The following is a 20,426-nucleotide window of genomic DNA, read 5'->3' as shown; positions in this document are numbered from 1 at the left end:
CTGAGAGTGACGAGAGTTGTCATTTCCCTTCGAAGCGGGCGGCCCGCTTCTCGAATACCGCCTGGATCGCCTCGGTGAGATCGTGCGAGGGCAGGAACGCCGCGTTCCAGGTGGACACGTACCGCAGCCCGTCGGCGACCTTGCCCGCCTTCGGCTGATCCAGCACGTCCTTGATGCCCTGCACCACCAGCGGCGGGTTCTCGGCGATCTCGCGGGCCACCACGTGCGCCGCCTCGAGCACCGCGTCCTGATCGGCGTGCACGTCGTTGATCAGCCCGATCTTCTCCGCGCGGGCCGCGTCGATGTCCTTGCCGGTGTAGGCGAGTTCGCGCAGATGCCCCTCGCCGATGATGCCCGGCAGCCGGTGCAGCGAGCCGATGTCAGCGACGATGGCGACCTTCGCCTCACGCAGGCTGAACTTGGCGTCGGCGCTGGCCAGCCGGATGTCGGCGGCCGCGATCAGATCCAGCCCGCCGCCGATGCACCAGCCCGAGACGGCCGCGATGACCGGCTTGCGGCAGTCGGCCACGGCGGTGACCGAGGCCTGCATGCCGCGGATCTCGTGCAGGAAGTCGGTGCGCGGCGCGGCGAGCGCCTTGTCGGCCAGCAGCGGGCCGAAGGTGCCCGCCATGGCGGGCAGGTCCAGTCCGTAGGAGAAATGCTTGCCGGAGCCGGTGAGCACGATGGCCCGCACCTCGGGGTCGGCGTCGAGTTCGCCGAAGATGATCGGCAGCTCGCGCCAGAAGTCCGGGCCCATGGCATTGCCCTTGCCGGGGCCGGTCAGCGTCACCTGGGCGACGTGGTCCTTGCTCTCGACTGTGAAAGCCTTCCATTCAGTCATTCGTCCAGCGTATCGGTCCGCGAAACGGCCATCTCGGGCACTGTGGAACCTCGTTTCGCAGGGCTCGGCAATCGCCGAACCGACCGGTCGTGGGGCATTTCGGTCGCGGGTGTTAATCCTGTGCTAAATCTGCTGCGCCACACTGGTTTACCCAGGCCACGGCGGCGGACCATGGAGCTGTCCCGAAAAGCTCACACCAAGGTGAGGTCTGAGATGTTGATGCATCACGGAATCGGCCTCGATCGCTTCAATCACCTCTCCCGCAGGCGCGCGGTGCACGCGCTGTACGAATGCTGCTGCAATGTCAGCTGGGCGACGAAGATCGCGGACGGGCGGCCCTATCCCGGATACGCGGCGCTGTACACCGCGGCCGAGGCGGAACTGCACGCCCTATCGGCCACCGACCTGGACCGGGCCTTCGATTCCTGTGTGCACGAGCCGGTTTCGGGCCGCACCGTCGAGGAGCTGACGCGCGTCACGCGAACACGCCTGGGCGGCATGCTCGGTCCCGAAGAGGGCTATCCCGATTACTGATCCCCGGCACATCCACCGCAATCGCTCTACGCTGGTTTGCATGCGCAGGTCTCTGCCACCGGTTGCGTCCAAGGTTTCCGACACCCTCATCTCGCGCGGCCATCATGGCGTGATCATCACCCAGACCGTCCCCACCCATACCGCGATGGAAGCCGCCGAGGCGCTCGGTGTGAACGTCGGCGCGATCACGAAGTCGCTGATCTTCCTGCTCGACGACGATCCGGTCCTGCTGCTCGTGTCCGGCGCGCACCAGGTGAATCTGGACAGCACCGGCCGCCGGCTGGACGGCGTGCTCACCCGGGCTCCGGCCGATCTGGTGCGGCAGGTGACCGGACAGCCGATCGGCGGCGTCGCACCCCTCGGGCATCCCACCAATCTGCCGACCTTCATCGACAACGCGCTGGCCCGGCACCATGAACTGTGGGCGGCGGGCGGACATCCGGCCACGGTCTTTCGCACCACCTTCGGGGAACTGGTGCGCATCACCGCGGGGCTCGCCATCGATATGGATTGACTCTCCCGTCCCGGCGGATCGCGCAGGTCAGGCGAACGCGCCGGGACGTGCGGACCCCGATATCCCGCACACCCGGAATAATCGGGCGCTCGACCACGTAGGTTCGAAAGGTGAGCGATTCTCCGACGCCAGGCGCCGAGCTACACGTGCCCGACGCTGAGCTGTTTCCGAACGATGTGAGCGGCATCACCGCCCAGCAGTATCGCGGGGCCATGCGCCACTATCCGGCGGGCGTCACCGTGGTCACGCTCGACTCCGAGCACGGACCGGTGGGTTTCACCGCCACCTCGTTCGCCTCGCTCTCGGCGCAGCCGCCCCTGATCTCGTTCAATATCGCCGAGAACTCCTCCAGCATCGCGGCCGTCCTGAAGGCCGAGTCGGTGGTCGTGCACTTCCTGGGCGAGCATCAGAAGCACCTGGCGCAGCGCTTCAGCCGCACCGCCGAGGAGCGGTTCAGCGATCGATCGCTGTGGACCACCCTCGAAACCGGTGAACCCGTGCTGCACGGCACCCCGATCTGGGTACGCGCGTCCGTGCATCAGCTGATCCCGATCGGCGATCACACCCTGGTCGTCGGCCTGGTCACCCGCGTCTACGACAACACGAACGACGCGCCCGCGGCGGGCCCGCTGGTCTACTACAACGGCGTCTACCACCGCGCGGAGATCGCCGACTGATCCGGTCCGACCACCCGTCACCGTAACTTCGCCGGGTCGGGCGCGGCGGCGCTGTCCGACCTGGCGCCGCAGCGCGGATCAGCAGGCACGCCGCGTCCTTCGTACAGCAGCTTCTTGCAGAACACGGTGTCGAGCACGGCGTGGGCCCCGACAGGTGGTGATGTGAACCTGCCGTTCAGGCGGCGGACGCCGCGGTGCCGATCCCCAGTGCGGTCAGGATGGCCGCGCTCGCCTGCTCCAGCCGACCCCGCACCCGCGGATTGCGCAGCAGCTCCGCCGCACGCGAGGCGGCCAGCGCCAGCAGCACCATTTCGATTGCGGCGATGGAGGATTCGATGACACCGAGGGTGAGGGTATTGGCGAAACTCACGTGCGTGAGGAACTGCGGCAGCACCGCGAGGTAGAACAGTCCGACCTTGGGGTTGAAAACACAGGACAGCAATCCGGCAGCGAATGCCGCGCGAACCGTCGTCGACCGCTCCCGCTCCTGGATTCCGCTCGAGTCCCGCTGCCCGCCGTGCCCGCGCCGATGCGCGAGCAGCGCGCGAATTCCCAGATACACCAGGTAGATTCCGCCGATCACCTTCAGCGTGCGATACGCCGTGGCGGATTGCTCGAGCAGCGCCGCCACCCCCGCCGCGACCACCACCGCCCACACGATCCCGCCGACGGCCGAACCCATCGCGGCGGCGATGGCGGGTCGTCGTCCGGCCATCGAGAACCGCAGCACCAGAAACGAATCCGGACCAGGCGTGATCGACAGCAGGACACACAGCCCGACGAAGCTCAGCAGCAGGGAGATGCTCATCCCTACATGGCAGCGCACCGACGTCCCTCGGCGCAAGCGAAATCCCGTGTGCGCCACCGCCCCGCATAGACCCCGCGGACAGACAGGTCCACGTGCGCAATTGCGGGTTTCACCGGCAGCACGCTCGGCCCAGGTGCATCCGCTCACATCGAGCCCGCACCGAAACGACGAAGCCGCCGACCCCCCGACGAGCCGACGGCTTCACGAGCCGCGACACAGTGACCACAGCCGACCGCGATCGACACCGGCGGCCGCCCACGCACCCACCGATCCCGGCACGCGCCCAGCACCGGTAAGCCGACCACTCGACCTGAGTCGACGCGCGCTCGCCTCGAGAGCCGCGACGGGCGCTGTCGCTCGGATCCGACCGGCAGCGCCGAGAATCAGTTACTCGTAACGAATTCCGCGCCCAGCGCCTGGAACAGGTCGGTGTTGAGCGTGAACGCGCGACGCGCCTCGTCCAGCACACGCTCCAGCTCCGCGCCCTCGATCGGCAGCCGATCGAGGCTCTCGCGGTATTCGCGCTTGAACGCGGCGGGGTTGGAGATGGCCTCGAAGACGTAGAACCGCACGCCGTCGCCCTTCTTGGGCAGATCCCACAGCTTCTCGGCGGTGCCACGGATGACCTGGCCGCCGGACAGATCGCCGAGGTAGCGGGTGTAGTGGTGCACGACGTAGCCGGCGGGCCATTGCTGTGCGCATTCTTCGATGCGCTCGGCGTAGGCGGCGGTGGCGGGCAGCGGGACGAGATCCTCGCGCCAGTTCGCGCCGCCGAGGTACGCCAGATCGGCTTCGAGCGAGGCGAGGCGGTCCAGCTCGGGGCGCACGAAGGGCCCCGCGACCGGGTCCGAAGCCAGTGCGGCCGAATGCTTTTCGAGGGCCTCGTAGACGAACCAGAGCTGGCCGGTATAGCGGTAGAAGGCCTGCACGCCGAGCTGTCCGCCGAGCATGTCACGCATGAAGGTGGAGTGCTCGGCCTCGCTGTGCTGCTGCTCGGTCGCGGTGCGTACGAGCGTCGAGAACGGCGTGCCGGTGCTCGTCGATGACTCAGTCAGCATGGTGACCCTCGTTTCACTCCCGGGGCACCACTTTGGCTACCCTAACCTCACACAAACCCTACGCCCCAGCAACGATCTCGCGATTCGAACTTTGCGGCCCACCCGATCCAACTTTCGGATGATTTTCGTGGCGGGGTTGACAAGAATCCGGGCATCTGCCAATCTCGGCAATCAGGTCATGAGTACCAGCATCAAGCCCCGGCTCGCTGGTCGGCAACCCTCCTCCGCGGTGGGGTGCTCCGGGTGACGACCAGGCCGCATGCCCGAAAACGGGCGCGGCAAGCGCGGACTCTCGATCATCTGTAGTTGGTGATCGCGCGTCCCTGAAGCCGACGGGATTTCGTGATGACTGCTTTCGCCGACCAGACCTGTTCCCCCTTCGCCAAGGTCTCCGGATGTGATCTCCAGGTGCCCCTGGTCCAAGGCGGCGCCATCAGCTACGCCAACTTCGACTACGCCGCGAGCGCTCCCGCATTGCAGCAGGTCACCGACCGGATCGCGGATCTGCTGCCGTACTACGCCAGCGTGCATCGCGGCGCCGGGTACGCCTCGCGCATCTCCACCGACTGCTACGAATCGGCGCGCGGCACGGTCTCGCGCTTCGTGAACGCCGCGGACGACCAGGTCGTGGTCTTCACCCGCAACACCACCGATTCGCTGAACCTGCTCGCCGACTGCGTCCCGGGCGACACCGTCGTGCTGGACGTGGAGCACCACGCCAACTTCCTGCCGTGGGCCCGCAACGGCCGTCGCGTGGTGCCGATCGCCGACACCATCGAGGAGACCATCCAGCGGGTGGTCGCCGAGCTGTGCACCAAACCCGCTGCGCTGCTTGCGGTTACCGGAGCCTCCAATGTGACCGGTGAACTGCTGCCGCTCGAGCGCCTGGCCTGGATCGCGCACCAGTGCGGCACCCGCATCGCGGTGGACGCCGCCCAGCTGGCCCCGCATCGCCGAATCGACCTGCGCACCACCGGCATCGACTACCTGGCCTTCTCCGGGCACAAGGCGTACGCGCCGTTCGGCGCGGGCGTGCTCGTCGGCCGCCGCGACTGGCTCGACGCCGCCGAACCGCACCTGGCCGGCGGCGGTGCGGTCCGCTCGGTCACCACCGACGGCGTCGAATGGGCTCCGGCCCCGCAGCGCCACGAGGCGGGCTCACCGAACGTGCTCGGCGTCGCCGCACTCGCCGCCGCCTGCGACGCCCTGGCCGGATTCGACGAATCCACCGTGCTCGAGCACGAGCGCTACCTCACCCACCGACTGCGCTACGGCCTCAAAACCGTTCCGGGCGTGAACTTCCTGCGCATCTGGCGGGACAGCACCGACGCCGTCGGCATCGTCGCGTTCACCGTCGAGGGCTTCGAGCCCGGCCAGGTCGCGGCCTACCTCTCGGCCGAACACGGCATCGGCGTGCGCGACGGCCGCTTCTGCGCCCACCCCCTGCTCGCCCGCCTCGGCGTCGATTCCGCCCTGCGCGCCAGCATCGGCCTCGGCACCACCACCGCCGACGTCGACCGCCTGATCGACGCCGTCTCCACCCTGGTGGAAAAAGGCCCCACTTGGCAATACGCCCGTACCGAAGGCCACTGGAACCCCACCCCCGACCCCCGCCCCTTCGGTGACTCCGACCAGGGCGGAGCCCCCTGCGGGTTCTGACCCTGAGAGTTGGGCCTAAGCCACCAGGTAGCGGGTCGCCAGTTCCTCCACGAACGGGTCGTCATCCGCGACGGCGTCGAGCAGGTCGAGATCGTCCTGTACCGATACCTGTCGCGAATCGTCCTGGTCCGGATCCGGCGGCCCGTCCTCGGCCAATTGCCGCACCAGCTTCGCGCGCACCCTGTCCTTCAGTGAATCGCTCATGCCCAGAGCATGCCCCGCGCACCGGGTTTCATTCGGGCAGGCACGCCGCGACTCTCACACCGGCGCGAGCCACGTCCCCCACGGGGTATTGCGGAACACCGTGTAGACCACGAGGAACGCGAGCGTGATCCACAATGCCGAGCGCGGCAGCACCTTCGGCAGTCGCGGGATCGGCTGCCCGCGCCACCCGGTCAGAATCCAGTTGCCCCACCAGACAAGGAAACCCAGCAGCAGCGGCACCAGCAGGATATTGCTGTGGATCGCGTCGAGGATCCGGCCGTCGGTGAGATTGTGCAGGCCGCGCAGGCCACCACAGCCCGGGCACCAGTACCCGGTCAGCTCGTAGAACGGGCACAGCCCCCAGGAGCCCTCCCGATGCGGATCCCGCAGGTGCAGCAGCGCGAGCCCACCGGCCACCACCCCGCCCGTGAGCAACGGCAGACCCAGGCTCAGCCATCGAGGGCGAGCTTCGGGAGCCGTGACGGGCGCTGACCTGGTGTCCACGAGGATCAACGGTAGCGGGGCGGCAGGCAACCTGCCAGGTCGGCTCGGGGTGCTCTCCACCGCAGTGCCTTCCACCGCAGTATCTTCTACCGCAGTGTCTTCTACCGCACCGGAGCCCGCTCGACGACCGGCGCGGTGAGCACGCCCGCGAGCATGTCGATGATCTCGACCCAGGCCGAGACGTCCCCCGGGCTCACCCGGCCCGCCTCCACGGCACGTTCGTGATCGGCCAGCAGCGCGAAAAGCACTGTGGGCAGCGACCGCAACCGCCTGATCCGCAATCGAGGCGGCAGGCCGGTCAGTTCGCGTTCGAGCCGCTGCATGATCACCCGGACCGAGGTGCGCCGTTCACTGCTGAGGTTGGCGGCATCGGTGACCGAGGGATGCGTGTGGATCTGTTCGAGAAACCGGGCGTAGTGGTTGATCGCGTGCCGTTCGCCGAGTTCGAACATGGGGATCACCAGCGCTTCGAGCAGCCCGTGCACCTGTTCCTCGTCGTCCGAACCCGTCTGTTCCGCAAGCAGTTCCAGCCGCCGCACCTCGAGCGTCGCGAGGCGGTGCTCGACGACCGCCTCGATGAGCCCGTCCCGCGAGCCGAAGTGGTACTGGATGGCGGAATTGTTCCGCTGCCCAGCGGCCGCCGCGATGTCGCGCAGCGGCACCGCCTGGCCGCGCTCGGCGATCAGGCGTTCCGCGGCCAGGATGATCCGCTCCCGCGCGTCGTTCACTCCCACACCCTGCACTGTAGCCGCTCACCTGGGGTTAAAGAAGAAGTCCTTGACAGTTAAGCGTTAGTTCTTAAAGGTGGCTTGTGACTGTCGTCACGCAGAGAGAATCGATTGGCATGATCCTGGATACCTTCCGACTCGACGGCCGCGTCGCCGTCGTGACCGGAGCGGGCCGCGGCATCGGCGCCGCCACCGCGCTCGCGCTCGCCGAGGCCGGCGCGGATGTCGCCCTCGCCGCCCGCACCCCCGAACAATTGGAGGAGGTCGCCGGCAAGATCCGGGCCCTGGGCCGGCGGGCGATCACCGTGCCGTGTGATCTGTCGGACCTGTCCGCCGTGAGCGCCTTCGCGGAGACCGCGGCCGCCGAACTCGGCCGCATCGACATCGTGGTCAACAATGTCGGCGGCACCATGCCGAACACCTTCCTGACCACCACCCCCGAATTCCTCGAAGAGGCATTCCGTTTCAACGTCTCCACCGCGCACGCGCTGACCGTGGCCGCGGTCCCGCACATGCTCGAGACCGGCGGCGGCTCCGTCGTGAACATCTCCTCGATGATGGGCCGCTCCCCCGGCCGCGGCTTCCTGGCCTACGGCACCGCCAAGGCGGCGCTCGCGCACTGGACCCGCCTGGCCGCCGCCGACCTGTCCCCGAAGATCCGGGTGAACGCCATCGCCGTCGGTTCGGTACTGACCTCGGCGCTGGAAGTCGTTGCGCAGCAACCGGAAATCAAGAGCGCAATGGAGAGCGCGACTCCGCTGGGGCGGCTCGGCGAGCCCTGGGAGATCGCGGCCGCGATCGTCTACCTCAGCTCCCGCGCGGGCGGCTACGTCACCGGCAAGGTTCTGGAGGTCGACGGCGGTATCGCCGCCCCCAACCTCGATCTCCCCATTCCGGACCTGTAAACCGTTCCAGCACAGGAGTTCTCCCATGACCTATCGCGTAGTCCAGTGGAGCACCGGCAATGTCGGCCGCCGCACCCTTCGATCCATCATCGCCCGCCCCGAACTCGAACTCGTCGGCGTCTGGGTGTCCAGCGCCGAGAAGGACGGCCGGGACGCCGGTGAACTGGCCGGTCTCGACCGCGAAATCGGCGTCGCCGCGACGACGGACGCCCAGGCCCTCATCGCCCTGAAACCCGACTGCATCGTGCACACCGCCATGGCCGACGACCGGCTGATGGAGGCGGTGGAGGACCTGAAGACCTTCCTGCGCGCGGGCATCAATGTCGTCTCCAGCAGCCCCGTCTTCCTGCAGTATCCGTACGGCACCCTGCCCGAGGAGGCGATCACACCCATCGTCGAGGCCGCCGAGGCGGGCGGAGCCTCGCTGTGGGTCAACGGAATCGACCCCGGCTGGGCCAACGACTGGCTGCCGCTGCTGCTGTCCAGCGGCTCCGAGCGGATCGACGCCGTCGTCTGCTCGGAGATCATGGACTACTCCACCTACGACAATCCCAAGGTGCTGTTCGACATCATGGGCTTCGGCAGCAAGCTCGACGACCTGCCCATGCTCCTGCAGCCGGGCGTCCTCACCCTGGCGTGGGGCAGCGTCGTCCGCCAGCTCGCCGCGGCCCTGGACGTCGAACTCGACTCGGTGACAGAGCATTTCGAGCGCCTGCCCGCACTCGAGCCCCTGAAGGTCATCGACCGCACCGTGGAGACCGGCACCGCCGCGGCCCTGCGCTTCCAGGTGCAGGGCATGCGCGGCGGCCGGCCGGTCCTGAGCCTCGAACACGTCACCCGTCTGCACCCGGATCTGGCGCCCGACTGGCCGCAGCCCACCGGAAAGGGTTGCTACCGAGTGGAAATCAAGGGCGAGCCCGACTACCAGCTCGACCTGCAACTGCTCAGCAACGGCGACCACGCGCTAGCGGGGGTGATCGGAACCGCGGCCCGCCTGGTCAGCGCCGTCCCCGCCGTCGTCCAAGCCCGCACCGGCCTCCTCACCGCCACCGACCTGCCCCTCACCACCGGTCGCGGCCTGGTCTCCTGACCCCGCTCGACCCGCTGAAGCCCCTGTCCCGCACGGGGCTTCAGCAGGGTCGGACACGAGGGTGGATCCCCGGCGGAGAACGACTCCGTGGCTCACCGCCCGGTCGACCGCCACGTTCAGATCATGGCGGTCCCATATTCCTTCGATTCCGGGCAGCCCGGCCAGGTAACCCGCGATCCGATCGCTCGCCCAGCCGTGGGTCTCGTGCAGCCCGGTCGCGATCAGCCCCACGTAGCGCGGGGCCGGGGAGCGAAGTTCGACGGTGGCCGGGTCCCAGGGTGCGGTGCACGTCAGAATCGGGTGGCCGTCGAGATCGCCTGCCCGGACCAGCGTCTCGTATCGGCCGTCACCGAGCGTGTCCCGGCCGTCGCGGAGCACCCGGGACAGGTCCAGATCGGTGCCGACCGGACGATGCATCTCCTGCGCGACCAGATCCGCGAATTGTCCCGTGGTCAGCAGATATCCGCGCGCGGCCACCCCTTGCGGCCATCCCGCCCGGCCACCGGGTGCGTAGAAGGCCATTCCCCCGCCCCACACCCGTGACTCCCAGCTGAAATAGACGCATCCGGGGAGCGTCAGCGCGGCACTGCGCACCACCGGTCGCCGATCCCGAAAGCCCGGATAGGCGCGCGTGGTCCCGGTCGGCGTACCGCCCCGGGCGTAGAACCGGAAGCGCGCTTCGAGCAGGTTCGACCCGTACGCGGCGTACCAGACCAGTGACTCCGTCGAGTCCTGTCCTGCCTGGCCGGGCGGGCGATCCGTACTCACGTCGCCAATCCTCCGTGTTCGGGTGCCGGGTCGGTCACCAGTCTTCTCCGGCGAGCGGACCCTGTCAGATCAGCCCGAGTCGGCGTGTCCGGATCCGCCCGAGATGCCCGCGATCACCACACCCGGTACGGCAGAGTGGCGGCGTAGCCGTTGACGCGATCGGCCACCACGGTGAGCCGCAGATGCCAGTCACCGGCGAGGGGTACCCGGACCGGCTGGGAGACGAAGTAGTCCGGTCCCAGTTCGACGGGTTCGACTCGGCGGAAAGGTATTTCGATGGGACCGAGGGCGCCGTCGTCGCGCACCAGTCGCCCGGAGACCTCGAGCGCATCGACCGGTTCGCCCGCCGAATCACGCAGTCGCACGGTCAATTCCTGGGTGCCCGCATGGGCCCCGTCGACGGCGATCGTCGCCGCCAGCGGTCCCAGCTCGGCGGCCAGCGTCACGGCCGGATCGTACGAGTCCCGCGCCGGGGCGACACCGGTCAACAGCGCGCTGACCACCAGTACCGCCACCTGCGCCCCGAACTCCAGCCGCGCCGCGCCCACCCGCGCGGTCCTGCGGACCACCACCGCGATCCCCAGCGCCACACCCACCAGCGCAAGCTTGACCAGCAGCAGCAACCCCCACGACGTATGCCACAGCGCCGCAACCGGACTCACCGCCCGCCAGGTCTGCAACGCCCCCGACACCACCACTGCTCCGAGTGCGAGCACGGCCACCCGCCCGAACCGTGCCACCGCCTCCCCGCGTCCGTCCGTGCGCCACAACAGAATCACGACGGCCACCCCGCCGATCCACACCGCCATGGCGACGAGATGCAGCGCTACCGACACCAGCGCGATCCACCGGTACTCCCCCGCCACCGCATGCCCCGCCACCGCGGTGGACACCACGACCAGCACCGATGCGACCACCCGGAAGCTCCCCCGCCGGTCCGCACCCCATACCTGCCGCGCATCGGGAATCGTCCGCTCCGGCGCAGAACCCGGTGCGAGGACCGCGACCCGCCCCGCGGTCGTCCAACGCGATGGCTGGGCGATGGACCGCTTCGAGAGCCACAGGAGTGCCACTGCGGCAGCGGCTCGGACCAGCGCGGCGGCGCCGATCACGGAGGTGGCGGACTGCTTCCAGATCTGCGGATCGGTCCAGCCCGCGGTTCCCGCGAGGCGCGCGGGGGTGGCCGCGAAGATCAGCAGGGCGGTCACCGCGGTGAGAGCCGCACCGATTCGAGCCAGTTGAACGACCGCGCCGATGTCCGACGCCCGGCGCTGGATCGCATACACGGCCGGTGGAACTCCCACGGCCAGTGCGATTCCCAGATACCCGAGCCCGGTGAGCAGGCGGACCACCGTGTCCAAGGCCGCGATCAGCGGATCCGGCGGTGCGCCGGTGACCGAAAGATCCGGTGGCGCACCGATACCGAAGACGATGGACCCGGCCACCAGGTGACCGTCGGCCGAGAGCAGCGACCAGCCGAGCAGATACGTGCCGTCCGAGAGTCCGGCGCGCAGCGGGACCACCACGGTCCGGCCGCCGTCGATGCCGCGTACCTCACCGGTGTCGACTCGGACGCCGTCCCGATCGGCGACCGTCACCGAGTTCCGAGCGGCCGTCACCGGCTCGTCGAAGGTCATCGACACCTGTTCGGGCGCTTGTGACAGCGTCGCACCGTATCCGGGATCACTGGACACCAGCACCGCGTGCGCCGCGGCCGTTCCCGCACCACCCCACACCACGGCCAGCACGAACCCCGCCACCGCGACCACCCGGATCGCGGCCTTTCGCATGCCCCTCACAGCGACAACCCGCCCATTGCGGCCGTGAACGTCACCCGCGCGGGCAACCGACGCACCCCGGATCGATCAGCCACGATCCGCACCCCCGCCGACGACTCGGGTGCGAGCCGGGGCCGGACTCGCGGAGCCGGACCGGCGCCACCGGCCCCGACACGCTCCTGGCCACGGGACGGCACCGGAGCCGGCGCGCTCGTGTTCACTCGTTGCGGACTCGGCGCAGCCAGGGTGCACCGGCCAGCGCGAGGGCGGCGAGGGAGAGCACCAGGGCTGTTCCCGCCAGCCAGCCCGAGACAGCCGAATCATTCTTGCTTCCGGGAGTTTTCGTCTCAGCGGCGTCCTGGATGTGATCGTCCCCGTGGGAACCGCTCAATTTCAGAACCGGGGCGGGTTTGTCGGGAGTGGTGCCGTCGGCGGAGCGCTCGATCCAGGAGACGACCGTACCGTCGCTGTAGGTCTGGATGGCCGGGAAGACGAGTTCCGAGACATGGGGCAGCGGACCCACCTGGAGCTTGAACTCGCCGAATTCGCCAGGGGCGATGGCGGATCCGTCCCGGGCGGTGAAGACCACCGACGAGACGTACTCCGACACCGTGTGGCCGTGACCGTCGTCGACGGGCTTGGGCAGGGTGGAACGCTTCTGCTCGGCCTGCCAGCCCGGGACCGGTGCGGTGCGCACGGTGGCGAGCGGAGTGTCCTTCGGCAGTGTGATTTCCAGCTTCACGGTCCCGGCCGTCACCGATTCGGTCGGCACTCGCACCGTGAGCACCGTGAATCCGCCCGGCGCGGCGTCGGGAGCGCTCACGCCGACGTGCGCGGACGCGAGCCCCGAGCTCGCGGCCGACAGCACCGCCGCGGTGGCGAAGACTCCCGCCCAATGCCGGAACCCCATCACGAACCCGCCTCGATACGCGCCGAGTCCACCACCGCGACGATCCGGCCCTCGTGCGTGATCACCACGGGCCCTTCGTGTTCGGCGATCCGCGCGATGACCTCCCGCACCGGGGCGGTGGTCCCCGCCAACGGCAGCGCCGCACTCAGGTGCGCGCTCACCACGTCGTCGGCGGGCGCGCCGGCCAACCCCGCACCGGTGACGGCTCCGAGAATCTCCGAGGCCACGGTCGGCCCGGATGTGCTGCGCTGCAACACCACCGGCAGCGCGGCCGCGTCACCGAGCAGTTCCCTCGCCTCGGCGACGGTCGCGCGCGACGGCACCGTGAGCACCGCGTCGGAGGCGACGGGATCACCCAGGACGTCACCGACGGTGGGCCCCTCGACCGCACCGGTCAACGGGAATCCGAGTGATCCGAGCCATTCGTCGCTGTAGTACTTGGACAGGTAGGCGCGCCCGGAATCCGGCGCCACCACCACGACCACATCCTCGGGTCCCAGCCCACGCGCGGTCCGCAACGCCGCCGCGATCGCGGTGCCCGACGAACCGCCCAGCAGCAGCCCCTCCTCCTTGGCCAGCCGGTGCAGGACCCGGATCGACTCCACATCCGGAATCCGCTGGATCGAGTCCACCACCTCCCGGTGGTAGGAGTCCGGCCAGAGATCGGTCTCGGTCTCCGGATGCAGGATGTGCCCGACCGCCTCGATGTACCAGACCCGCCCGTCGCCGCCGCCGTACACGGAGGTCTCGGGATCGGCCCCGATGACGCGCACCGTGCCGCCGGACGCCTCCTTCAGATACTCGCCCGTCCCGGTGATGGTGCCGCCCGTGCCGACTCCGGCCACGAAATGCGTTATCCGCCCGCCGGTCTGGCTCCAGATCTCCGGTCCGGTCGTGGCGCGGTGCGCGGCCGGATTCGCGGGATTGTCGTACTGGCCCGCGAACCACGCGCCGGGAATCTCCTCGACCAGCCGCAACGCGACGCTGCGCAGATGTTCGGGATGATCCACCGGCCGCAGTCCCGGCGTCACGATGACTTCCGCGCCGTGCGCGCGCAGCAGCGCCTTCTTCTCCTGGCTCACCTTGTCCGGCACCACGACGATGGTGCGGTAACCGCGCGCGGCCGCCAGCGCGGCCAGCCCGAGTCCGGTATTGCCGGAGGTGGCCTCGACCACGGTCCCGCCGGGACGCAGTTCCCCCGACTCCTCGGCCGCGCGCAGCATGAACAGCGCGGCCCGATCCTTCACGCTGCCACCGGGATTCAGGTATTCCAGCTTCACGTACACGGTGGCGCGGATGTCGTCGACGACGCGATTGAGCCGAACCAGCGGTGTATTGCCGACGGCGTCGGCGAACGAATCGAAGACGCCGGCGGTGGACGGTGTCACGGTGGTCATGCGGCGGCCCTGCCTGTCTCGCCGAGTGCGGTGAACAACTCCCGGCGCAGTCGAAGGTATTCGGAATTGTCGTGATCACGCGGGCGCGGAAGCTTTATCGCCAAGTCCCGCACTATTTTTCCGGGGCGCGCGCTGAACACCACGACGCGATCGGCCAGACGCAGCGCCTCGTCTACATCATGGGTGACCAGCAGCGCGGTGAAGCGGTCGCGTTCCCACAGCCGCAGGATCTCGGTCTGCAGGGTGGCGCGGGTGAGCGCGTCCAGCTTGCCCAACGGCTCGTCGAGCAGGAACAGCCGGGGCCGGTTCACCAGCGCTCGCGCCAGCGCCGCGCGCTGCGCCATTCCACCGGACAGGTGCGCGGGATACGAATCCCGGAATCCGCCGAGTCCGACCAGTTCCAGAGCCTCGGTGACCTGCTCCGTCTCCGCGGCCAAGACCCCGCGCGCCTGCGAACCCAGCGCCACGTTCTGTTCGACGGTCCGCCACGGGAACAGCGTCGGATCCTGGAACATCAAGGCGCGGTGCGGATCCGGGCCGTCGATACTCGCTCCGTCAGCTCTCAGAGTGCCGCGCGAAGGCTTGTCCAGTCCGGCCAGCAGCCGCAGCAGGGTGGACTTGCCGCAGCCCGACGGTCCGAGCAGCGCGACGAACTCGCCCGGTTCCACCCGCAGCGACACGTCGGTCAGCACTCGCAGCCGGCCCAGTTCCTGCGCCCGGGTCGGCACCGGCGCGGGCCGCCCCAGTGCCCGGTCCAGCACCGTCCGCTTACGCGCACCGGCGACCGTGAACTGATGCGACACCCCGTCGATGTCGACCGCGATTCCCTGGTTCACCATCGCACCAGATCCTTCTGCCATACCAGCGCGCGATTGCGCAGCCGGAACAATCCGACGAAGAGGGCGCGGCAGATCAGGATCATGATTCCGATCGCCGCGTACATGCGCGGATACGCCGCCCAGCCCTTGGTCCACTGGATGTACCAGCCGAGCCCGTTCTTCACGCCGAGCAGTTCGGCCACCGCCAGCGCCGCCAGCGACGCACCAAGTCCCATGAACAACCCGGTGAAGATGCTGGGCAGCGCACCCGGCACCGCGACCCGCCAGATCAGGAATCGATTCGAGGCGCCCAGCGTCTGCGCCACGTCGAAGTAGTCACGCGCGACCCCCGAGATTCCGGCCCGCGTGAGCACCGCGACCGGGAACCACACCCCGAACGCCACCATGAACACGCTGCCCAGATACGTGGTCGGGAACAGGATGAACACCAGCGGCAGGATCGTCGCGGGCGGTACTGGGCCGAGGGTGAGCAGGATCGGATTCGCCCAGTACGTAACGTTTTTGGACCATCCCGTGGCGATTCCGGTGGCCAGCCCCGCCAGCGCGCCGATCACGAAACCCTGCACGAGCAGCAGCAGCGAGTGCCAGGTGCACGAGAGCAGCAGCCCGCCGTCCTCCCAGTACACCAGCAGCATCTGCTGCGGTGACGCGAAATGCGGCGGCACCAGCCAGCCGGTTTTCGCGGTGCTGAACTCCCAGAACAGCGTCCAGGCCGCGACGATGCCGAACCACGGCGTCCAGTACCGGAGCCGGATAGTCAGATTCCGGTTCCGGTAGGCGGCCGCGCTCCACGCCGTCAGCACCGAAGTCCATGCGGCGAAGAGGATTCCGACCGCGAGCGGCGAGGCCGCCTGCAGCGTGTCCGGAACCGCGAGCGTCAGCACCGCGGTCAGCGTCCACAGCGACCAGGCCAGTACGAACCCCAGTGTCGGCGGGTAGCGCGTTGCCGCACGGCCGGAAGCGCCACCGGTTTTCGCTGAAGTCTCTGCAGCCGTGGCGGATTCGACCTCCCGCACGGCGTCGTCCGATCCTGCATCGAGCGCCGCTCCTTCCGGTCCGGGTGCCGGACCGCCGGATCTTCCGTTCGTGGAGGTGGTGGTTACCATGTCAGCCCGAGATCCGCGTACACCTTGTCGGCGAGCACCCTGGCATCGGTCTTGCGATCCAGGTACCCGGTCTTCGCGAATTTCTCGATACCGGGCGTGATCTCGGGCTTGAACTTGATCGCGGACGGGTTGTAGCCGTACGTCTTCAGCGTCGACTCCACCAGCGGCAGCCCGGCCGCCACGTACTTGTTGTCGACCTCGAGCGCGGCGGTCGCCGACAGGTTCGCACCCACCCAGCGGCTGCCCTCCGCCCACGCCGTCACCAGCGCCCGCGCGGTCTCGGGATCCTCACGCAGCAGCCTGCCGTTCACCGCGGTCGCGCAGCAGAAAAGCTCGCGGTTGGCGCCCTGCTGATTGCTGGAGATCTCACGCGCCTTACCGCCGATCTGCGGAATCAGCGCGTTCGGGTCGCTGCCCGCGACGGCCACGATCTCACCGCGAGCGAGCGCGTCGCCGAGCTGATCGCCCGGGAACACCCGCCATTCGACGTCGTCACTGGGATGCAGCCCCGCGTCGAGCAGATCCAGCGAGAAGAACGACATCGCCGAATCACCGATGGCGGCAACGCCGATCGCCTTGCCCTTCAACTGCGCGACCGAATTGATCGGACTGTCCGTGGGCACGATCAACCGCAGGCAGCCCTCGTGCAGGCCCGCCGCCAGCTTGGCGTCGATCCCCTGCTCGATCGGCTTCAACCAGGAGAAGAAGATGCCCGGCGCGGCATCGAGCTTGCCCGCGCCTACCGCGTCCTTGATCTCGTCGGCGCCGGTCTTGACGACCTCCACCTTCAACCCGTGCTTGTCGAAGATCCCCTGATGCACCGCCGCGAACAGCGGCGCCTCGCACACGCCGCCACCGAACCCGATCTTCAACGCCCGGTTCACCGGTCCCGACCCGGGCGTGCGCCGAGTGGTGAGCCAGGCCGTCAGCCCGCCACCGGCCACCACCGCCGCCGCGATTCCCGCTCCCGCGAACAGCTTTCGCCGCGACAGCGTCGGAACCTCCAGGTCCGCAGGGGTTTCCAGGTCTACGAGCTCGTCATCGGCGGGATCGCTCGTTTCCTCGGCTGCGCTCGCGCCGTCGGTGGCAGCGGAGACAGGACCGGAAACCGCTTCCGGCGTGGCCTCACCGGCTGTGTTCCTCGCATCGCCCTGCCCGGTGACGTCCCCCGGCGTACCCGTGGTCTCGTTCTGATCCCGCACGTTCTCGTTGTCGCCAGCCATGCCCCGGGTCCTCTCGTGTCGGCGCACCCACACCGAAACCCGGTGCCCGGACGCCACTCTCCCCGGCCGATCCACCGGAGTGCAGGCCGTCAGAGTCGCAAAACCCGCCGCCCCCGAACAGAGTTCGATTCACAACGAACGCAAGTCGACCCGGAAAACACGAAAGCCCCCTGCGCACACGAACCATGCGCAGGGGGCGGATCGAATCAGATCATTCGCGATACACGCGGACATAGGCGTTGGTGACGGTACCGACACTCGACGGCCCGATACACGAGGACGACCCCTGCCCCGCCGGCCCGAACGATCCACCCCACGAACCCCGATACGGCCCGATCGCCATCAACGGCCAGGCATTGGGAACCCCAGCCAGCCCCCAGCACTCGACGACCACGGTGTACTCCCGTCCCGCGGGAGCATCCGTGTCGTAACAGGTAGCCGACGCGTCGATCAGCGTCCGATTGATCGTGCAATCCTGCGGCGCGGCCTCGGCCGTGCCCGCGCCGACCACGGCGGCGAAACTCAGCATCGGAAGCGCGGCGGCGACAGCTATCGTCCTCTTCATCTTCGAGATCCTCCCAAGGGTTATCCGACCGTCGATCCCGACAGTCGAGCCAGGTGAAACCTTCGAACAGAACCGCAGGCCGCCCGATCACCCGAGCCAACCCCACGATGGACCTTCACACCGAGGCCCCACAGAAACTGCGGCGCACGTATCCCACCCACCAAGTGTGATCGTCGGAACCCCGAGAATCGTTGCACAACGCAAGAAGCCCCCGTACTTGTATACGGGGGCTTCGGCTTTGGAGCCGCCTGCGAGAATCGAACTCGCGACCTTTTCATTACGAGTGAAGCGCTCTACCGACTGAGCTAAGGCGGCGTGCCTTGCGGCGTTGCCGAGTGTATCGTCTCGGGGCCCGATCGGGAAAATCGGTGGGCGGTGCGGGAGATCGGGGGGTCAGCGGGAGCGGGCGGCGATGAGGGTTGCGGCCATGGCGGCTACGGCGAAGCGGGGCTTGACGTTGGTTTCGAGGGCTTCGCGGCAGTTCAGGACGGCCTCGATGGAACGCAGCAGGCCTTCGGGGGGAACGTCGTCGACCAGTTCGCGGATCTGATCGGCCATATCGGGGTGGGTGAGGGTGACGCCGGACTTGGAGTCGGCGGTCGCCGCACCGAAGCGCACGGCCAGGGCATCGCGGTAGAGACCGGCCACATCGATGAGCGAGCGGTCGAGAGCATCGCGGCCGGTGCGGGTGGAGCGTGATTTCTGGCGCTTCTCGAGATCCTTGAGGGCTCCGGCCGAACCTCGGGTCGCTCCCGCGGCGCCCTTGCCGGTGCCACCGGCGCCCAGGGCGGTGGCCAGTTCCTCGCGTTCCTTGCCGTCGCGTTCGCCGCTGACCTGCTTGGCTTCGTCGTCGGCGGATTTCACCAGGGCGTCGGCGGCGGCGTATGCGGCGGCCGGGCGAGCGGTGGCGGCGACCAGGGACAGCGCGCGCTGGCGACGACTCCGGGCCTGCTCGTCGGTGGCCAGACGACGGGCGCGACCCACGTGTCCACCACTGACGGACGCGGCCCAGGCCGCGATCCGGGGTTCGAGACCATCGCGTTCACGCAACACCTGCGCGATGGAATCCACCGACGGCGTCGCCAGATGCACATGGCGGCAGCGAGACCGCAGGGTCACCGAGATGTCCTCGGGATCCACCGACGGCGCACACAGCAGGAAGACGGTACGAGCCGGCGGCTCTTCGACCACCTTGAGCAGGACGTTTCCGGCGGCCTCGGTGAGCCGGTCGGCGTCCTCGACCACCACGACCTGCCACCGGCCGGTGCTCGGCCGCCGCGAGGCGACCTGCACGATCTCGCGCATCTCCTTGGTGCCGATGCTCAACCCCTCGGGCACCACGCGGCGCACGTCACCGTGCGTCCCGGCCATGGTGGTGGTGCAGGCATGGCAGCGCCCGCAACCGGGCGAACCCGGGTCGGTGCACTGCAGCGCCGCCGCTAAGCACAGCGCGGCCACCGAACGTCCCGAGCCGGGAGGTCCGGTGAACAGCCAGGAATGCGTCATCGCCGAGGACGTCACCCCCGCATCGCCCCGCGCGGAGACCGCGGCAGCGGTCAGTGCCGACTCGACCACATCCTGGCCGACCAGTCGATCGAAGACACCCGCCACGTCGTACACCCTAGCGCCCGGCTCCGACAGACCCGCACGATCACCGCGCACCGGCTCGCACGGGTCACCACCGCCTCCCGGCTGACCGTGCGCCCACGTCACCTCGCACGAGTCGCCTCGCCGGATCATCTCGCGCCGTACTTCACCCGGGGACGGCCCCCGTCGATTCGGATACCAATCACGACCGCACTCGGTCAGGCCCGCTGATAGGTGGTGTTCGCCCCGTCCAGCGATTCGCGAATGATGTCGGCGTGCCCGGAATGGTGGGCGATCTCCCGCAGAATGTGCAGCAGGATGTAGCGGACCGTCATCCACTCCCGCTCCGGGCTCCACGGTGCGGTCGGCGTCGGCACCGAATCATCGAGCGTGCCGAGCTCGCGAATCAACGTCGCGGTCTGCTCGGCGACCACCTCCCAGTCGGCCAGCAAGCCCTCGATCGTCTCATCGGGGCCGAGCACGTACTCGGAATCCATTCCGGAGACATCGAATTCGGAGTTCGGGTCACGGTCGACGATGATCTGCGTCCAGTGCCGTTCGGTATTGATCACATGGTGCAGCAGCCCGCCCAGCGTGAGTTCACTGGCGGTGGTCCGCTGCCGCGCCTGCTCGTCCCCGAGTCCCCGCATGGTGATCCGGAAGATCTCCCGCTGACTGGCGAGAATCTTGATCAGCTCTTCGCGTTCGATATCGGCCATCGAAAGTCCTTC

The 20,426-nt window shown here is 68.6% G+C and carries 21 protein-coding genes, 1 tRNA gene and 1 riboswitch; of the genes, 6 read left to right on the top strand and 16 right to left on the bottom strand.

The window, feature by feature from the left end; translation table 11 throughout:
* Positions 1–19: 19 nt before the first annotated feature.
* Positions 20–841 carry a crotonase/enoyl-CoA hydratase family protein gene (locus tag NJ1_RS35485; protein ID WP_067703949.1) on the bottom strand — a complete coding sequence of 274 codons (822 nt, stop codon included), beginning with the start codon at positions 839–841 and terminating at the stop codon, positions 20–22.
* A 213-nt stretch (positions 842–1,054) separates the two neighbouring features.
* Between NJ1_RS35485 and NJ1_RS35480 the strand changes: the two genes are divergently transcribed.
* The 3 genes from NJ1_RS35480 (at position 1,055) to NJ1_RS35470 (ending at position 2,566) form a co-directional block, all read left to right on the top strand.
* Complete coding sequence (locus NJ1_RS35480) at positions 1,055–1,375, top strand: 2-oxo-4-hydroxy-4-carboxy-5-ureidoimidazoline decarboxylase (protein ID WP_067703946.1); 321 nt, start codon at positions 1,055–1,057, stop codon at positions 1,373–1,375.
* Positions 1,376–1,415: 40 nt separating this feature from the next.
* Positions 1,416–1,889 (top strand): YbaK/EbsC family protein, encoded by a 474-nt coding sequence (locus NJ1_RS35475; RefSeq protein ID WP_067703943.1) that lies wholly within the window; start codon positions 1,416–1,418, stop codon positions 1,887–1,889.
* A gap of 212 nt (positions 1,890–2,101) precedes the next feature.
* Complete coding sequence (locus tag NJ1_RS35470) at positions 2,102–2,566, top strand: flavin reductase family protein (protein WP_084479195.1); 465 nt, start codon at positions 2,102–2,104, stop codon at positions 2,564–2,566.
* A 175-nt stretch (positions 2,567–2,741) separates the two neighbouring features.
* Here NJ1_RS35470 and NJ1_RS35465 read toward each other — a convergent pair whose 3' ends face one another.
* Both NJ1_RS35465 and NJ1_RS35460 read right to left on the bottom strand, forming a co-directional pair.
* A complete protein-coding gene (locus NJ1_RS35465; RefSeq protein WP_067703937.1) occupies positions 2,742–3,374 on the bottom strand; it encodes a LysE family translocator in 633 nt (210 codons plus the stop codon).
* 383 nt (positions 3,375–3,757) lie between these two features.
* Positions 3,758–4,432 (bottom strand): biliverdin-producing heme oxygenase, encoded by a 675-nt coding sequence (locus tag NJ1_RS35460; protein ID WP_067703934.1) that lies wholly within the window; start codon positions 4,430–4,432, stop codon positions 3,758–3,760.
* 174 nt (positions 4,433–4,606) lie between these two features.
* A riboswitch (SAM riboswitch) is annotated at positions 4,607–4,723 on the top strand.
* A gap of 54 nt (positions 4,724–4,777) precedes the next feature.
* Between NJ1_RS35460 and NJ1_RS35455 the strand changes: the two genes are divergently transcribed.
* Positions 4,778–6,091 (top strand): aminotransferase class V-fold PLP-dependent enzyme, encoded by a 1,314-nt coding sequence (locus NJ1_RS35455; RefSeq protein ID WP_067703931.1) that lies wholly within the window; start codon positions 4,778–4,780, stop codon positions 6,089–6,091.
* Positions 6,092–6,106: 15 nt separating this feature from the next.
* On the opposite strand, the gene NJ1_RS35450 is transcribed toward NJ1_RS35455, so the two are convergent.
* The 3 genes from NJ1_RS35450 to NJ1_RS35440 all read right to left on the bottom strand — a co-directional run bounded on the left by NJ1_RS35450 (position 6,107) and on the right by NJ1_RS35440 (position 7,533).
* Entirely contained in the window at positions 6,107–6,295 is a 189-nt protein-coding gene (locus tag NJ1_RS35450; RefSeq protein ID WP_067703929.1) for a hypothetical protein, read from the bottom strand.
* 54 nt (positions 6,296–6,349) lie between these two features.
* Positions 6,350–6,799: a DUF2752 domain-containing protein gene (locus NJ1_RS35445; protein WP_067703978.1), complete on the bottom strand. Its 450-nt coding sequence runs from the start codon at positions 6,797–6,799 to the stop codon at positions 6,350–6,352.
* Positions 6,800–6,900: 101 nt separating this feature from the next.
* Positions 6,901–7,533 carry a TetR/AcrR family transcriptional regulator gene (locus NJ1_RS35440; protein WP_169813248.1) on the bottom strand — a complete coding sequence of 211 codons (633 nt, stop codon included), beginning with the start codon at positions 7,531–7,533 and terminating at the stop codon, positions 6,901–6,903.
* A gap of 110 nt (positions 7,534–7,643) precedes the next feature.
* Between NJ1_RS35440 and NJ1_RS35435 the strand changes: the two genes are divergently transcribed.
* A complete protein-coding gene (locus NJ1_RS35435) occupies positions 7,644–8,432 on the top strand; it encodes an SDR family oxidoreductase (RefSeq protein WP_067703925.1) in 789 nt (262 codons plus the stop codon).
* Positions 8,433–8,457: 25 nt separating this feature from the next.
* Positions 8,458–9,522 (top strand): NAD(P)H-dependent amine dehydrogenase family protein, encoded by a 1,065-nt coding sequence (locus tag NJ1_RS35430; RefSeq protein WP_067703921.1) that lies wholly within the window; start codon positions 8,458–8,460, stop codon positions 9,520–9,522.
* A gap of 881 nt (positions 9,523–10,403) precedes the next feature.
* Here the strand turns inward: NJ1_RS35430 and NJ1_RS35425 are convergent.
* The 10 genes from NJ1_RS35425 to NJ1_RS35380 form a co-directional block, all read right to left on the bottom strand.
* Positions 10,404–12,080, bottom strand: a complete 1,677-nt coding sequence (locus NJ1_RS35425; RefSeq protein ID WP_067703918.1) for a copper resistance CopC/CopD family protein — start codon at positions 12,078–12,080, stop codon at positions 10,404–10,406.
* A 205-nt stretch (positions 12,081–12,285) separates the two neighbouring features.
* Entirely contained in the window at positions 12,286–12,978 is a 693-nt protein-coding gene (locus NJ1_RS35420) for a YcnI family protein (RefSeq protein ID WP_067703915.1), read from the bottom strand.
* Positions 12,978–14,375, bottom strand: coding sequence for a pyridoxal-phosphate dependent enzyme (locus tag NJ1_RS35415; protein WP_067703912.1), 1,398 nt, complete (start codon positions 14,373–14,375; stop codon positions 12,978–12,980). Before NJ1_RS35415 ends, NJ1_RS35420 begins: the two co-directional genes overlap by 1 nt.
* Positions 14,372–15,214, bottom strand: a complete 843-nt coding sequence (locus NJ1_RS35410; RefSeq protein ID WP_084479192.1) for an ABC transporter ATP-binding protein — start codon at positions 15,212–15,214, stop codon at positions 14,372–14,374. Before NJ1_RS35410 ends, NJ1_RS35415 begins: the two co-directional genes overlap by 4 nt.
* Positions 15,208–16,230, bottom strand: coding sequence for an ABC transporter permease (locus tag NJ1_RS35405; protein ID WP_169813247.1), 1,023 nt, complete (start codon positions 16,228–16,230; stop codon positions 15,208–15,210). Before NJ1_RS35405 ends, NJ1_RS35410 begins: the two co-directional genes overlap by 7 nt.
* 83 nt (positions 16,231–16,313) lie before the next feature.
* Positions 16,314–17,543: an ABC transporter substrate-binding protein gene (locus NJ1_RS35400; protein WP_084479190.1), complete on the bottom strand. Its 1,230-nt coding sequence runs from the start codon at positions 17,541–17,543 to the stop codon at positions 16,314–16,316.
* Positions 17,544–17,754: 211 nt separating this feature from the next.
* Positions 17,755–18,108, bottom strand: coding sequence for a hypothetical protein (locus NJ1_RS35395; protein ID WP_245717724.1), 354 nt, complete (start codon positions 18,106–18,108; stop codon positions 17,755–17,757).
* 239 nt (positions 18,109–18,347) lie between these two features.
* Positions 18,348–18,423, bottom strand: a tRNA-Thr gene (locus tag NJ1_RS35390).
* 78 nt (positions 18,424–18,501) lie between these two features.
* A complete protein-coding gene (locus tag NJ1_RS35385) occupies positions 18,502–19,719 on the bottom strand; it encodes a DNA polymerase III subunit delta' (RefSeq protein ID WP_067703964.1) in 1,218 nt (405 codons plus the stop codon).
* 194 nt (positions 19,720–19,913) lie between these two features.
* Positions 19,914–20,414: a DinB family protein gene (locus tag NJ1_RS35380; protein WP_067703907.1), complete on the bottom strand. Its 501-nt coding sequence runs from the start codon at positions 20,412–20,414 to the stop codon at positions 19,914–19,916.
* Positions 20,415–20,426: the final 12 nt, after the last annotated feature.

The sequence above is a fragment of the Nocardia jejuensis NBRC 103114 genome, assembly GCF_001613145.1.
GTDB classification, from domain to species: domain Bacteria; phylum Actinomycetota; class Actinomycetes; order Mycobacteriales; family Mycobacteriaceae; genus Nocardia; species Nocardia jejuensis.
The sequence above is the reverse complement of the archived record's forward strand: the minus strand, read 5'-3'. Positions and strand labels throughout refer to the sequence as shown.

Coding starts and splice junctions, on each gene's coding strand:
- NJ1_RS35400 (WP_084479190.1), bottom strand. CDS start 17,543: ATGGCTGGCGACAACGAGAACGTGCGGGATCAGAACGAGACCACGGGT.
- NJ1_RS35455 (WP_067703931.1), top strand. CDS start 4,778: ATGACTGCTTTCGCCGACCAGACCTGTTCCCCCTTCGCCAAGGTCTCC.
- NJ1_RS35415 (WP_067703912.1), bottom strand. CDS start 14,375: ATGACCACCGTGACACCGTCCACCGCCGGCGTCTTCGATTCGTTCGCC.
- NJ1_RS35410 (WP_084479192.1), bottom strand. CDS start 15,214: ATGGTGAACCAGGGAATCGCGGTCGACATCGACGGGGTGTCGCATCAG.
- NJ1_RS35435 (WP_067703925.1), top strand. CDS start 7,644: ATGATCCTGGATACCTTCCGACTCGACGGCCGCGTCGCCGTCGTGACC.
- NJ1_RS35460 (WP_067703934.1), bottom strand. CDS start 4,432: ATGCTGACTGAGTCATCGACGAGCACCGGCACGCCGTTCTCGACGCTC.
- NJ1_RS35395 (WP_245717724.1), bottom strand. CDS start 18,108: ATGAAGAGGACGATAGCTGTCGCCGCCGCGCTTCCGATGCTGAGTTTC.
- NJ1_RS35475 (WP_067703943.1), top strand. CDS start 1,416: ATGCGCAGGTCTCTGCCACCGGTTGCGTCCAAGGTTTCCGACACCCTC.
- NJ1_RS35425 (WP_067703918.1), bottom strand. CDS start 12,080: ATGCGAAAGGCCGCGATCCGGGTGGTCGCGGTGGCGGGGTTCGTGCTG.
- NJ1_RS35430 (WP_067703921.1), top strand. CDS start 8,458: ATGACCTATCGCGTAGTCCAGTGGAGCACCGGCAATGTCGGCCGCCGC.
- NJ1_RS35465 (WP_067703937.1), bottom strand. CDS start 3,374: ATGAGCATCTCCCTGCTGCTGAGCTTCGTCGGGCTGTGTGTCCTGCTG.
- NJ1_RS35470 (WP_084479195.1), top strand. CDS start 2,102: ATGCGCCACTATCCGGCGGGCGTCACCGTGGTCACGCTCGACTCCGAG.
- NJ1_RS35485 (WP_067703949.1), bottom strand. CDS start 841: ATGACTGAATGGAAGGCTTTCACAGTCGAGAGCAAGGACCACGTCGCC.
- NJ1_RS35450 (WP_067703929.1), bottom strand. CDS start 6,295: ATGAGCGATTCACTGAAGGACAGGGTGCGCGCGAAGCTGGTGCGGCAA.
- NJ1_RS35480 (WP_067703946.1), top strand. CDS start 1,055: ATGTTGATGCATCACGGAATCGGCCTCGATCGCTTCAATCACCTCTCC.
- NJ1_RS35380 (WP_067703907.1), bottom strand. CDS start 20,414: ATGGCCGATATCGAACGCGAAGAGCTGATCAAGATTCTCGCCAGTCAG.
- NJ1_RS35420 (WP_067703915.1), bottom strand. CDS start 12,978: ATGGGGTTCCGGCATTGGGCGGGAGTCTTCGCCACCGCGGCGGTGCTG.